This window comes from Phytobacter ursingii (assembly GCF_001022135.1).
Classification (GTDB): Bacteria; Pseudomonadota; Gammaproteobacteria; order Enterobacterales; family Enterobacteriaceae; genus Phytobacter; species Phytobacter ursingii.
The window spans coordinates 129,799-143,929 of the sequence record NZ_CP011602.1 but is presented as its reverse complement, the minus strand read 5'-3'; the positions used below and the strand labels follow the sequence as shown (position 1 = coordinate 143,929).

Genomic DNA, 14,131 nt, shown 5'->3' with positions numbered 1-14,131 from the left:
GCTGGCGCCCAGGTTTTTCTAATAAGCGTGTCCTGACTCCAGGTGAGGGAATGCGCCGCTCGTCGTGGTTTTCGGCGGGGGCTGTTCAGTCTGACAAGTCATGATTTTTAACAGGGTTACCGGAACGGAAAACAGACCGGTATACCTTACTGTTTTCCGTACAGATTATTAAACATGCAAAAAATCATCGGAATTATTCTCACGCTGACGCTGCTTTTATTGTCGTTGTTGGTGATAGTCACCCCAATGAGCAGCGATAAACAATACCTTTTCGGCCTGTCAGTGATTGTGGCCGTTTTTATTCTTGGTCGATTCAAAAGCAAAAAATCGGTCCTCGCTATGTTGGTGTTTTCGCTGCTGATGTCCACACGTTATATCTGGTGGCGAGCAACGACGACGCTGCATTTCGACTCCACGCTGGAGATGGTACTCGGCGGCCTGCTTTTTGCGGCTGAAATCTATTCCTGGACTATCCTGGTGCTCGGCTATGTCCAAATGGCCTGGCCGCTGGAGCGACCCATTGCCCCGATGCCTAAAGATCACAACACCTGGCCGACCGTTGATATCTATGTGCCGTCGTATAATGAAAGCCTCGACGTGGTTCGCGATACGGTGCTGGCGGCACAGTGCATCGAATATCCGCAGGATAAAATGAAAGTCTATATTCTGGACGACGGCAAGCGGGATGAGTTCCGCGATTTCGCCGCAGAAGCAGGTGTAGGCTACCTGACTCGCCCGGATAACAGCCATGCGAAAGCCGGTAACCTCAACCACGCGATGACCCTCACCGAAGGTGAGCTTATCTGTGTATTCGACTGCGACCACGTGGCAACCCGCGTGTTTCTTCAGGCGACCGTCGGTGAATTCTTCCGTGATGACAAACTGGCGTTGATTCAGACACCACACCACTTCTATTCACCGGATCCGTTTGAACGTAACCTGACGGCAGCGAAGAAAGTGCCTCATGAAGGCGCACTCTTCTACGGCCCGGTACAACAGGGTAATGACAACTGGAACGCGACCTTCTTCTGCGGTTCCTGTGCCGTTATTCGGCGCTCCGCGCTGGAAGAAGTGGGCGGCTTTGCGGTCGAAACGGTCACCGAAGATGCCCATACCGCGCTGAAATTGCAGCGTCGCGGCTGGAACACGGCGTTTCTCGATATTCCTCTGGCGGCAGGGCTGGCGACAGAACGTCTGGCGCTGCATGTTAACCAGCGTATTCGCTGGGCACGCGGCATGACGCAGATTTTCCGTATTGATAACCCACTGCTCGGGCGCGGCCTCAGGCTGACACAGCGTTTGTGCTATCTCAATGCGATGCTGCACTTCCAGTATGGGCTGCCACGGGTGGTGTTCCTCACCTCACCACTGGTCTTTATGCTGTTTAACCTGAACATTATTTCTTCCTCCGCGACGCTGATTTTTTCCTATGTGTTGCCGCACCTGGTGCTTTCTACCCTCGTAAACTCGCGTATCACGGGCAGGTATCGCTATGCGTTCTGGGGGGAAATCTATGAGACGGTGATGGCCTTCCACCTGATTCTCCCGACGCTACTCAGCCTTATCTCACCGCGCCTTGGGAAATTTAACGTGACGGATAAAGGCGATCTGACCGATCGCGATTACTTCGACGCCTACACCGTGCGTCCGCTGATCATCACCGTGCTGCTGATGGTCGGCAGTATGATGTGGGTCGGCGTGCGTTATTACATGAATGGCTACGCCGGCATCGACCCCCGCGTCATCCTGTTTAACATCGCCTGGGGTTGCTTTAGCACCATCATTTTATTGGCCTCTATTGCCGTGGCGAAAGAAAGTAAGCAGATCCGTAAAACGATCCGCATCTACGCCAGTCTGCCGACTAAAGTGCTCTTTTCTGATGGTTCACACATGCTCACCCGCACCGTTGATATCTCCATGGGCGGCGCGCGCGTGGCGCTACAGAAAGGAGAAGACCTCCGCTACAAAGTTCCGGTTCAGATTGAACTGGGGCTGGGGAATGAAATTGCCCATGTGCCGCTGCGTGCCGCTGGCGTGGGAAACAACGATATTCGTGTAGAGTTCGACAACCTGCCGCTCAACGAACGCCGCAAACTGGTGCGTGTAGTGCTCTCCCGCGCCGATGCCTGGTACAAACCGCCACATGCCCCGGACCGCCCGCTGGCGTCTTTCGCAGGCATTTTACAATGCGTCTGGGAATTGTTCTTTGGCCGTAAAAAAAGCAGTGCAACGGTGAAATGCAACATGGCCACCGTGGTGAAAAAGCAGGAAGAGGTTAAACATGCGCTGTAATCCTCTGCTGTTAGTCACGGCCTTGTTGTGGGGCACCAGCGGTATCACCAGGGCGGCGCAGTCGACCAATGATGCCTTGCCGGAACTGCCGCCGCTGCAAGGCGCAAAGAGCGCTCAGGCAGTACCCGTGGCGGCTGTCGCCGCCGCGCCAAATGCCAGCAATCAGAACATCACCAGCTCGTTGAGCTTTGGCGATATGGGGGCTGCAGGCGGCCTGACGCTTTCCGGCCAGCAGTTGCAGAATGGCGTGAGTTTTACGCTGCCAGGTGATCTGGTGATTACCGATGCGCATATCAGTCTGAATGTGGAAGTGAACCGCACGGATGTGCCCGGCGAAAACCTGCAACTGATGCTTAACGGGCAACCGCTGGGCGCCATTCCGCTCGATCAGGTCCAGCAGGAGAAAGGCTTCTGGAACCTGGATGTTCCGGCATCAATGATTTCCTCGGGTAATAACCTGAGTTTCCAGTTAAAAACCAGCGACGACATTATCAATAATGTCTGGAGCTGTCAGCGCACGCTACCGGACGATTACCGCGTGACGTTGACGCCGACATCGACGCTCAATTACCAGGGACTGTGGCTGAACGTGCGTAAAACGCTCAGCACCTTCCCACGTCCGTTCTTTGATACGAAACAGACCAAAGATCAGGCGCTGAGCATTGCCTTTTCCGCCAGCCCCGATGCGGATGTCCTTACCGCAGCCGCCATTGTCGCCTCACACTTTGGCGTGATGAGTGCAGATAAACCCAGCCGTTTTGACGTGCAGTACAATAATCTGCCTGCGGGTAACGGTATTTTATTCGGCAAACCTGGCGACCATATCGGTGACGTGACCCTTGGCGAAAACCCAGGGTCGGCGTTGCAGGTGATAGATAACCCGATGAACCCGGCTTACAAACTGCTGGTGATTAGCGGCCACAACGAGACAGAACTGCGCCAGGCGGCCTGGCGTCTTATCCAACCAGCCCTGCCAGACAGCGACACCCTGCAAGTTACGGCGGTAAAAATGACGCAACGTGGCGAATACGATGCCCCGCGCTGGGTCAACACCAGCCATCCGGTTACGCTTCGTAGCTTACAGGCTGACGATGGTAGCCTGGTGGCGCACGGCGTCTGGCACGGGGAAAACCAGCTCCCCTTCGCCACTGCCCCGGATCTCTTTATGTGGGATGGCAGCGCCGTACCGCTGCGTCTTACTTACAGCTTCGCGCAGAAAACCTGGATCGATGGCAGCGGCTCGTTCCTCAATGTCAGCCTGAATGGTGAGTTCCTCAAGCGCCTGCCGGTGAGCAAAGACGGCATTTTCGCGCCGGTCATGAATATGCTCGGGCTGACTCAGCGCCAGCAAAGCGCGGTGGTAAATATCGACCCGCGCGCCATCCTCGGCAGCAACCAACTGGGCTTTTGGTTCGGTATCAAACCGCAGAAAAATGCCCCCTGCAATGCGTTGGGCGATGACAACGTTCAGAGCCGTATTGACGGCAACTCAACGCTGGATTTATCCCATTCGTGGCACTTTGGGCAGTTGCCAAACCTGAACTGGTTCAGCAATGCCATGTTCCCCTTCACTCGTAATGCCGACCTGGCGAACACCAGTGTTCTGATGTCTGCGCACCCGAACCAGGAAGAGACCGCTGTGCTACTAAACCTGATGGCGAAATCCGGCCGCGACACGGGTGTTAGCGCCAATTACCTGCACCTCTTCACCGGAATGCCACAACAGGAGTACGGGCAGCAGCAGTTAGCCAGCAACGACGTGCTCGCCATTGGCAGCCTGCGTAATGGTGAACTGCTTAAACCGCTGTTACAGGGCAGCGCCTTCTCACTGAATGAAAATACGCTTGAAGTGAGTACCGCCGGCTTCGCCAGCCGCCTGACATCGCTGTTCAGCGGCGAGCAGGCACGAACAGATATCGATGCCGCAAGTTATCTCAGCAACACCAGCCAGTGGCGTGGCCTGTTGAGCGTTCGTTCGCCCTGGAACACCGGACGGGTGGTGGTGATTGCCACCGGCACTGACGATCACCAGTTGCAGCAACTGCTGGCTGATATGACGACACCCACGTTTAAAAGCAATGCGAACGGCGATTTTGTGGCGTCGGGGGACGCTGGCGATGTGCGTAGCTGGCGCGTTGGCGAGCAGTTTACCCGGGGCGATCTGCCGGGTTATCTGATGATTTTGTGGTTCGCCAGCCAACATATTTTCTGGCTGTCATTTCTCGCATGCCTCATTGCCGCGATTGCCAGCCCCATGTTGTACCGCACGTTGAAGCGACACGCTCAGCAACGCCTGCAGGATAAGACCGATCATGAATAAGCGTATTATTGGCAAACGACTGACGCACGCCTTTTACCTGCTGTGTCTGATTGGCTCAAGCCACCCGGCAACCGCCGCCGACACGCCGGATGCCAGCCAGGGCGCCAATGATGCGGCGGTCAAAAAACTGCTGACCCAGGCAAGCTACTGGCACAGCAAAGCCCATGACGATATGGCGCTCGAAGCGCTGCAAAAAGTGCTCGCGGTGGATGAACACAACATCGACGCGATGTACCTGACGGCGCTCTATCAGCTCCAGCGTGGTAACACCCAGCAGGCAGAAATCTGGCGCAAGAAAATGGCTGAGATAGCTCCGCAGGACCCGCGCCTGTCAGCGCTGAACAGTGCCAACTTAATGCAGTCCATTTCCCCCTCTCAGCTCAATGCGGCGCGCACTCTGGCACAGCGCGGGCAAACCAAAGAGGCGGTTGCGGCCTATCGCGCGTTGTTTAAAGACAACCCACCGGATGATCTCGCGCTGGAGTATTACCAGACGATGGCGGGCGACAGCGCAACATGGTCAGAAGGGGTAGCAGGCCTTCGTCAGCGTGTGAAAATGATGCCGGATGATAACGCCAGCAAACAGGCGCTGGCGATGGCGCTGACCTGGCAGCAAGACACACGTCGCGAAGGGATCGCACAACTCTCAGCGCTCGCGGCAGATGACAAAAGCGCCGACAAAGCGCTACAACAGGCGCTGCTGTGGCTGGAACCCAAAGCATCGGATCTGCCGGTCTATACCAGCTATGCTCAGCGTCACCCGGAAGATAACGCGCCGATGGATCACTACCGCAAAAGCGTGGAAGGGGATGCGACCAAATCCGGTTTTGATGCGTTGAACAGCGGCGATCTCGATTCGGCGAAGGACAAATTCTCCCAGGTCTTACAAGGGCAAGCCAGCAACGGCAACGCGCTGGCCGGGATGGGCTATGTGGCGCTGCGCCAGAGCCGCTTTGCCGATGCGGAAAAGTATCTGCGTCGCGCCTCGCAGGAAGATACCCACAATGAGAACAGCCTGCAGTGGGCAAAAGATGCCGACAACGCACGCTTCTACGCCTCCCTGAACCAGGCCCGCAGCCTGACGCAGAAAGGACGCTACGCCGACGCGCTCGCCAGCCTGGATTCCAGCACCAGCAGCGATTCTCGACAGCGTCAGGCGGCGGATATGCTGCGCGCTGACATTTTGCGCCGTCAGGGCAAACCGGCGGAATCGGAGCAGGTCTATCGCCAGCTGCTGGCGGATAACCCGCAAAATACCGATGTTCGCACCGGCCTGATGTGGGTACTGCGCCAGCAAAACAAACAGACCGAAGCGGATCAGATCCTGCGCACGCTGCCCGCCAATCTGCGTACCCGCTACGCCACTTTTGGCGATAACGGTGATAATGAGCGTAAAGCCGCGCAGTCTGCGTTGCAGTCGGGCAATGCATCGAGAGCCATGCAGATCCTGCGGGCGGCATCCAGCAAATACCCGCAAAACGTCTGGCTACAGCTGGACTATGCCCGTCAGTTACGTAAAGCCGGGCAGAAACAGCAGGCCGCGACGCTAATGGCAGGCGTGGCGCAGCGCACCGACAAGCGTAACGAAGCGCTGTACGCCGCCGCCGTGTATGCCGCTGAGGATAACGACTGGTCGAAAAGCCAGAGCCTGCTTTCGCAGGTCCCACGCGCGACATTCAGCGCTGACATGACTGCGCTCAACAGCCGCGTCCAGAGCAACCTGCAGATGGATATCGCCCAGAACTATCTGCGACAGGGGAATACACAGGCCGCCCGCAACTCCCTGCGTTCGCTGGAACGCACGCCGCCGCAAACGCCCGTCGATCTTGGCCGTTACGCCCAGTTGATGATGCAGGCCGGAGACTCGCCTCTCGCCCTGCAACTGGTTCGTGAAAACCAGGCCCAGGGGCTACATGGCACCCTTGCGGATTATGCCGGGCAAATTCGCGTGCTGAACCAGGCCGGTCGCTTCGCCGAAGCGGAAAGTGTGCTCAACTCGCCGGTGCTGCAAAACAGCGCCAGCCAGCAAGAGATCGACAATATCCGTATCGCCAGCGTCATTGCCCGCGCCGACCAGTTGCGTGAAAAAGGCAAACCGGATGCCGCCTGGAACCTGGTGATGCCCGCTCTGCGCGCCAACCCGGCCAATACCGATTTGTTACTGGCAATGGCGCGGGTCTATCAGTCCGATCATATGGACGATAAAGCCGATGAGATTTACACATTCGTGTTACGCAAATCACCACGCGATAAGCAGGCGTTGACAGGGATCGTCAACCTCGCGCTGGCACGTAATGACCACGATGCCGTCCGCCGTGCGTTTAGCGCGATGGAGCCATCTCAGGATGCGGATTACATGATGCTGGCCGCACGCGTAGCGGCTGCCAACGGCGAAAGCCAGCGGGCAATGTCGCTGCTGCGCACCGCACAGTGGCGTCTGCAACAGGGTACCGAGGAAGATGAGGGCGACGTGATAAGCGACGTGGTTTCCCTCCCCTCGCCCACGCAGCAGGCACAGCAGACCGCCCTCACCAGCATCAACAACATGATGCAGGATTTGCAGGACAAGACCGCGACCTGGACCGGTGGCGGCGTGTCGCTGCGTACCCGTAGCGGTGAGTCTGGCCTTGGCGCACTGGATGAGGTGAAAGCGCCGCTGACGATTTCCGGCACCATTACCGACAGCGCGCGTCTGAGTCTGAACGTTTCGCCGGTCTCACTGAACGCCGGAGAGATGTCCAGCAATTCGGCAAATCGCTTTGGTTCGGGCCAGCTTACCCATGCCACCAGACTGGCTGCCGCCGCAGCAAGTACCACCACGACTACCACGTCAACCGATGCGGATGCCCAGAGTGGCCAGCAGGCGAACGGCGTGGAGACCAACCTGAGCCTGACCGGCGATAGCTACAAACTGGATATCGGCAATACGCCGACCGGTGGTGAGTTCACCCGTCTGGTCGGTGGCGTCGAGTGGATGCCGAAACTGTCACGCAACAGCTCACTCGATTTGAAAGCCGAACGCCGCGCGGTCACCGATAGCCTGCTCTCGTATGTCGGGGCGAAAGATAAAAGCACCGGCGAAAGCTGGGGGGCGGTCACACGTAACGGCGTGTCGGCCCAGTACGCGTGGGATAACGATCTTGTGGGCTTGTATGCCCGTCTGGGCTTCGATACCTGGATTGGTGAAAACGTGCCAACCAACCACTCAGTAAACGCGCTGGCGGGCAGCTATTTGCGTCTGTTCCGCACCACAGAAAGCGAACTCAAGATGGGCGTCAACGTCAACTACATGGACTTTGATCGCAACCTGAGTAACTACACCCTCGGTCAGGGCGGCTATTTCAGTCCGCAGAACTATATGGCGGTCTCGCTGCCCGTCACCCTGACACGGAAGGTGGATAAATGGGACCTGACGCTAAATGGCGCGGTGGGGTATCAGTCCTGGCGACAGGATCAGAGTGACTACTTCCCGGGCCACAGCAGTTTGCAGTCACAGCTGAATAGCCTGGCCAGTACCGTCGACAACGTGGATGCAGTGTACAAAGCCTCCGCGAAAAACGGTGTGGGCTATACGTTGGGCGTCGACGCACGCTATCGCCTGAACGACAACGTGGCGCTCGGCGCCAACCTGGGATATGACACTTTCGGCAGTTATAACGAAGGTAAAGCGTTGTTTTATTTTAAATATTTTGTCGACCAAAACAAATAACCCGTGGGATGAATGATGTTTAGTAACCAAGACACCTATTTGCAACGTAACTATCAGGCAGGCTGGCATGACCTGGTGTATCTGTTTTTCAACGAGTTTTCAGACGGGCAGTCGGACAAAGACCCCGAAGCGCTGAGACGTATCGGCCAGATGATGGCCCAGTGGTACCCCATCGATCGCGCCACTACGGTGAGCGAACTGGAGAGCAGCATCAACCGCGTACTGGAACTGTTTAACTGGGGGTTCGTCAAAATGGCCCCGGCACAGCGTGAACTCATTCTGATGCATTGCGCCTGGCCACACGCGCCGGAGCATCGCGATGAAGCGGGCTGGCGACGCGCCAGCGCTACCGTGCTCGAAGGGGCCTATTCGCAGTGGCTGGTTTCTCAGGGAGCGGGTAACCATGTTCCGGTTCGCTGGAAAGACAACGCCACCGAAGATGTATTGATTTTCCGTTACGCCATCAGCGAATAACGCCGCAAAGGCATTTCCATCCTGAACAGAGACAGTCAGGTGACCATTATGTTGAATGAAATTATTGTTGCTGGAAGAAAACTCGAGCTCGAGGATGTTCACTTTATGGAGGATAATGCCTTTGTTTCACTGGTCTTTGATACCGCCGGGCGTATTATTTTTGCCAATAGTTATTTCTGCCAGTTAAGCGGGTTTGGCAGCGAAGAGATTACTGGCAAAGTATTATTTCGTGCCACTGATGAAGCATTATGCTCGTCGGTACTTTCGGCGATAAATATTATTCTGCTTACTGGTGAAACCTGGCACGGTGAAATTTATCAGCCCAAAAAGAATGGCGAACAGCTGTGGCTTGACGCCCGATTAACGCCGCGTAAAGACGAACACGGCGAAGTGTTCGCCTTCGTGATGCTGGGCTTTGATATTACACGGCATATGACCATACGCGAGAAGTTACACTATCGCGCACACAATGACGCCTTAACCAGGACATTGAATCGACAAGGCTATTTCATCCGTAGCCGCAAAAAAATCCGTGCCGCCAGAGCGCATGGCGCCCATACTTTCGTGGCGATTCTGGATCTGGATAATTTCAAAATTATCAATGATGACCTGGGGCATGCTGCCGGCGATGAGGTGCTGCGCTGTTTTATTAGCCGGGTGAAAAACTGTATTTCGCAGGACACTCTGTTAGGTCGCCTTGGCGGGGATGAATTTGCCCTGACCTTTATCGAAGGTATTGATGAACCCGACGGTCGACAATTATTACAGCACATCGTCGAAGAGACTCGTCAGCCCATGACCATCACCTCTCAGCCTCGGCCGGTCGGGTTATCCGTAAGTATTGGCGTAGCCAGATATCCTGAACACGGACCGAATTTTTCGTCAGTATTAAAAGCTGCCGACACCGCACTTTATAAAGTTAAAGCACAAGGTGGTGACGATTTTATTAATTATCAGGTAATCGCAGTAACCGACCCTGGCGGAATTATCAGCACCACAAGTGCCGATATTTGAGTACACACAAAAATCAGAAATTGTCTCCAGAGGAAATAAGAATGTTAAAGGCTGTCATTCCAGTCGCAGGCCTCGGTACGCGTATGCTGCCTGCCACCAAAGCTATCCCCAAAGAGATGTTACCCGTAGTGGATAAGCCACTGATCCAATATATCGTGCAAGAGTGCTATGCCAGCGGCATCCGGGAAATTGTACTGGTGACCCACTCTTCAAAGAATGCTATCGAAAACCATTTCGATACCTCCTTTGAGCTGGAGTCTCTGCTGGAATCACGTGTGAAAAACCAACTGCTGGAAGAAGTGCGAACCATTTGCCCGGCAGGTATGAAGATTATGCACGTCCGTCAGGGGCACTCGAAAGGGCTGGGCCACGCCGTACTGTGTGCTGAATCGCTGATAGGCGACAACGATTTTATCGTAGTCCTGCCAGATGTACTCATTGACGACAGCCGTTGCAACATTGCACATGACAATCTTGCCGCGATGATCAACCGCTTCACCAGCACCGGCGCAAGCCAACTGATGATTGAGCGCGTGGCCCATGAAGATGTCTCCCGTTATGGCGTGGTCGACTGTGGTGGTCACAACCTGCCAGAAGGCGGTTTTGGCCTTGTGCGTGGCATGGTGGAAAAACCGAAAATGGCGGATGCGCCATCGGATATGGCGGTTGTGGGACGCTATGTGCTGTCGAAAGCGATTTGGCCACTGTTGCACAAAACCCCTGTGGGAGCTGGCGGTGAAATTCAGTTAACCGATGCGATTGCCATGCTGCTTGAGCAATCCCCGGTAGAAGCTTATTGCCTTACCGGTAAATCCCATGACTGTGGCGATAAAATTGGCTACATGAAAGCGTTTGTTGAGTACGGTTTGCGACATGGCGCGACTGGCGAAACTTTCCGCCATTGGCTGCGTGATGAGCTTGTGCTGGCCCCCGCCGAGGCCGAAGCCGCACTGTAATTCGTTCCACAACCGGTAACGCCGTAGATCTTTTCTTTCACGGATTGCCTCATTCAACGACAGGAAATCTCATGTTAAGAACTGCCTGGTTAATGACCTGTTTATCCCTTTCATTAGCCATTATGTCATTTTCAACACAGGCGCAGGATAATAACTGGACGCTGTTTAAGCATAATTATCTGAACGAAGATGGCCGCATTGTTGATCACGAGAATGGGGATATCAGCCACTCTGAAGGGCAGGGTTATGGCATGTTACTGGCGGTGATGAATAACGACCCGGCGACGTTCGAACAAATGTGGCACTGGACGCGCAACACACTGCTTCGACCGTCGCTTTGGCTTTTCGCCTGGCGTTATGACCCTATCGAAAAGAGAGTGACCGATGAAAATAACGCCAGCGATGGCGATACATTAATCGCCTGGGCATTATTACTGGCCGGAAAAAAATGGCACGATCAAAGCTATATCGCCGCCTCGGAGAATATTCAGGATGCGCTGATCAATTGCCTGATTATTGAGCAGAATAACCAGACATTACTTTTGCCTGGCTTATCGGGTTTTACCCGCGATGACGGTTACGTGATTAATCCATCCTATTTTATCTTTCCGGCGTGGGAAAGTTTCTGGCAGCAACGACACAACGATATTTGATTGAAACTCAGTAAATCGAGCGTTGCATTACTCGACAAAGCCCGCTTTGGAAAAACGCAGTTACCCAGCGACTGGATTTTTGTCAAAAATGGTGGTGAAGTCGAGCCTGCTGATAGCTGGCCCGCCCGATTCAGTTATGATGCTATCCGTATCCCGCTTTATTTAAGCTTGAGCGAGATGCATCAGTACTCAATGGACAACTTTCGGCATTTCTGGGCGAATTACAGCCGCAACGCGACTCCCGCCTGGGTGGATGTTTCTGGTGACGGGCAGGCGAATTATGACATGTCCGGTGGTATTCTGGCGGTGCGTGATTTAACGATGGGCGATTATCAGCGAATGGATAAATCCCTGCATCCGGGAGAAGGTTATTATTTATCCGCTCTGCATATGCTTTCGTTATTCGCCGCGTCATTAAAAGGGTATTGAACTTGTTTTGGCAATTTGCCGCACTCCCTCGCGACAGGCACGAGGGCAGCATGACATTCTGGCAGGACGCCTTGAAGAATAAACACTTATCGACCAGAAAAGCGCCTGTGCTGGTCGATGCATTGTGTGGCGATCCGGGTGGCAAGATGAAGGCCAACCGCTAATGAATAATAAAAATAATCACATCTCATGTGCAGGCATGAGGGAGAGACTTAATGGCAAAGTTGAAAATAATAAGATGTCATATGCAAATCACAGGGGTGTTTGTGCGTCCCCAACAGAGTGGGATTCTGCGGGCCGGGGAAATCAATGAACATCCGTAACCTTGAATATCTTGTCGCGCTGGCAAAATACCGCCATTTTCAACGCGCAGCGGAAGCGTGTAATGTCAGCCAACCGACGTTGAGTGCCCAATTGCGTAAGCTGGAGAACGAGCTGGGCCTGCAATTGCTGGAGCGCACTACCCGGAAAATCCGCTTCACACAGACGGGATTACGCCTTGTCGAACAGACCCAGGTTGTTCTGCGGGAAATTGAAGCGCTAAAAAATATGGCCAGCAGCAGCTATCAGCAGAGTCTGTCACAAACACTGGATGTCGGCATTATTCCGACCCTGGCACCCTACATGTTTTCCCACATGAACGCAGTGTGCCACGAGAGTTTCCCGGAGATCGAACTGGAAATTCATGAGGCGCAAACCAACCAATTGCTGAATATGCTGGAGTCAGACGCCATAAAATGCGCCATCATGACGTCCAATAAAGACACCAGCAAATACGTGGAACTGCCCTTATTTGATGAACCTTTGATGTTAGGTGTCAGCCACCAGCACCCCTGGGCGCGTCTTAATGATATTAATATGGGGCATCTGAAAAACAGCAAAATTCTGATGATTGATGACGGCAACTGCCTGCACAGCCAGGTGCTGCGTTATTGCTATCAATTTGAGCTGGAACCCGATACGCGCTTCGTGGCAATGCATCTGGAGACATTACGTCGCAGTGTGGCATTCAACCGCGGCGTCTCCTTCTTCCCGCTGCTGTCCACCCAGCACGGCAATAACGAGAACATTAAATATATTCGCTGTATCTCACCGGAACCAAAACGCAAGGTGGTGATGATTTTTCATCGCAGCGATCCGATGCGTAAGAAATACGAAATACTACGCAACGCGATTGCACGTTACATGGAACGCTACTTTATCGATTTCAATGTAATGGCGTAGCCAGGACAGTTTCAGCATTATTGGTGCTGACACATATCGCCGTGTTCCCGATTCTCTTCCCGACAATCATGCGCCCGCATGGTTGTCGTTTTTTCCATTAACCCCTGCATAATCTGCTCCGGTAATACCACTCCACGATGGTACAACTCTTCAATATCTAACCAGACCGTCACCAGCAGAATGGTGTAATCCGCCATCGCTAAGGGTGCCTGTTGCGGCGCAATAAACGGCAGACGCGCGCTAAGCCGGGCAAAATATTCAGTGCTTACCCCATCCTGGTAATAAGGCCGTGATAAAAGTTGATAGAGCTCGCTCTCATCGCCAGCGGCGACCCAGGACAGCCGCACCGCAATGGTTTTCACAAATGGCGGAACCAGGACATTTTTGTCAGATAGCGGATCCAGATGTAAAGGGTGGCCTTGATTTTGCGATTCAGCTTTCATCGTTTCCTCGATACCGGGTGCAATTATCCGTGGTCATTCTTATATTCATCGACCTTCCCGGGAATTTCTTTAGTATTTTATATAAAATAGATAATAATTGCGTAATAATCCATGGCGCTTTTCCTAAATCCATAAAAAACACCAATAAAAGCAAAAGGTTAAATACCGATCAGTTATTGATGAAATCGATCTAATTTTCCTCTATTTATATATGGCGTTTATTAAACTGGCGATTATTCCGTTTTTAATAGGCAAACAAGGGTGATTGAAGGACTTATTTTAAAAAGGTGGCGTAAGAAAATTCCCATGTCGGGAATAATGACAAGTTGTACAGGTGGTCGAACAAACGTGGGATACTTTTTAAGCAGCCCCGGTTCAAAAAAGATGATGTGTATGTTGCTGCACAGTAAACGCTTCGACTGAATCTTTTTCTCGTGTGCCTGTCTATTGATAAACAGGGACACTGCCACAATACGGCATTTATGCACGACAATACGCGATCGCCGATGTGCGTTTTCCCCTCCTTTACCACCCGTTCCGTTCGGGCAACCAGCCTCCCAAAACGAAAAATTCGTGACTCCTTTCGCATTTGTTTTCCAAAATGGCAGCTTTTAGAA

At 53.6% G+C, this 14,131-nt stretch carries 8 protein-coding genes and 1 pseudogene; 8 read left to right on the top strand and 1 reads right to left on the bottom strand.

Translation table 11 applies throughout. The features are described from left to right. Nucleotides 1–174 precede the first annotated feature (174 nt). The 8 genes and pseudogenes from bcsA (at nt 175) to oxyR (ending at nt 13,071) form a co-directional block, all read left to right on the top strand. Entirely contained in the window at nt 175–2,292 is a 2,118-nt protein-coding gene (gene bcsA / locus AB182_RS04140) for a UDP-forming cellulose synthase catalytic subunit (protein ID WP_052958806.1), read from the top strand. Further along, nucleotides 2,282–4,612 (top strand): cellulose biosynthesis cyclic di-GMP-binding regulatory protein BcsB, encoded by a 2,331-nt coding sequence (locus tag AB182_RS04135; RefSeq protein WP_047369007.1) that lies wholly within the window; start codon nt 2,282–2,284, stop codon nt 4,610–4,612. Before bcsA ends, AB182_RS04135 begins: the two co-directional genes overlap by 11 nt. Beyond that, on the top strand, nt 4,605–8,321 hold the full coding sequence (locus AB182_RS04130) for a cellulose biosynthesis protein BcsC (protein ID WP_047369006.1): 3,717 nt from the start codon (nt 4,605–4,607) through the stop codon (nt 8,319–8,321). The genes AB182_RS04135 and AB182_RS04130 overlap by 8 nt, the downstream gene beginning before the upstream one ends. A gap of 12 nt (nt 8,322–8,333) precedes the next feature. Then, complete coding sequence (bcsD, locus tag AB182_RS04125; protein WP_039077141.1) at nt 8,334–8,795, top strand: cellulose biosynthesis protein BcsD; 462 nt, start codon at nt 8,334–8,336, stop codon at nt 8,793–8,795. Nucleotides 8,796–8,843: 48 nt separating this feature from the next. Further along, a complete protein-coding gene (locus AB182_RS04120; protein ID WP_047369005.1) occupies nt 8,844–9,809 on the top strand; it encodes a GGDEF domain-containing protein in 966 nt (321 codons plus the stop codon). Nucleotides 9,810–9,844: 35 nt separating this feature from the next. Further along, nucleotides 9,845–10,765: a UTP--glucose-1-phosphate uridylyltransferase GalU gene (gene galU / locus AB182_RS04115; protein ID WP_172399069.1), complete on the top strand. Its 921-nt coding sequence runs from the start codon at nt 9,845–9,847 to the stop codon at nt 10,763–10,765. A 71-nt stretch (nt 10,766–10,836) separates the two neighbouring features. After that, nucleotides 10,837–11,847: pseudogene (locus AB182_RS04110) on the top strand (glycosyl hydrolase family 8). 309 nt (nt 11,848–12,156) lie between these two features. Beyond that, nucleotides 12,157–13,071, top strand: coding sequence for a DNA-binding transcriptional regulator OxyR (gene oxyR, locus AB182_RS04105; protein WP_047369003.1), 915 nt, complete (start codon nt 12,157–12,159; stop codon nt 13,069–13,071). Between the two features lie 17 nt (nt 13,072–13,088). On the opposite strand, the gene AB182_RS04100 is transcribed toward oxyR, so the two are convergent. Continuing rightward, complete coding sequence (locus tag AB182_RS04100; RefSeq protein ID WP_047369002.1) at nt 13,089–13,514, bottom strand: hypothetical protein; 426 nt, start codon at nt 13,512–13,514, stop codon at nt 13,089–13,091. Nucleotides 13,515–14,131 lie beyond the last annotated feature (617 nt).

What these genes read in the sequence shown, in the direction of transcription:
- bcsA (WP_052958806.1), top strand. Translation starts at nt 175, where the DNA reads ATGCAAAAAATCATCGGAATTATTCTCACGCTGACGCTGCTTTTATTG.
- AB182_RS04135 (WP_047369007.1), top strand. Translation starts at nt 2,282, where the DNA reads ATGCGCTGTAATCCTCTGCTGTTAGTCACGGCCTTGTTGTGGGGCACC.
- AB182_RS04130 (WP_047369006.1), top strand. Translation starts at nt 4,605, where the DNA reads ATGAATAAGCGTATTATTGGCAAACGACTGACGCACGCCTTTTACCTG.
- bcsD (WP_039077141.1), top strand. Translation starts at nt 8,334, where the DNA reads ATGATGTTTAGTAACCAAGACACCTATTTGCAACGTAACTATCAGGCA.
- AB182_RS04120 (WP_047369005.1), top strand. Translation starts at nt 8,844, where the DNA reads ATGTTGAATGAAATTATTGTTGCTGGAAGAAAACTCGAGCTCGAGGAT.
- oxyR (WP_047369003.1), top strand. Translation starts at nt 12,157, where the DNA reads ATGAACATCCGTAACCTTGAATATCTTGTCGCGCTGGCAAAATACCGC.
- AB182_RS04100 (WP_047369002.1), bottom strand. Translation starts at nt 13,514, where the DNA reads ATGAAAGCTGAATCGCAAAATCAAGGCCACCCTTTACATCTGGATCCG.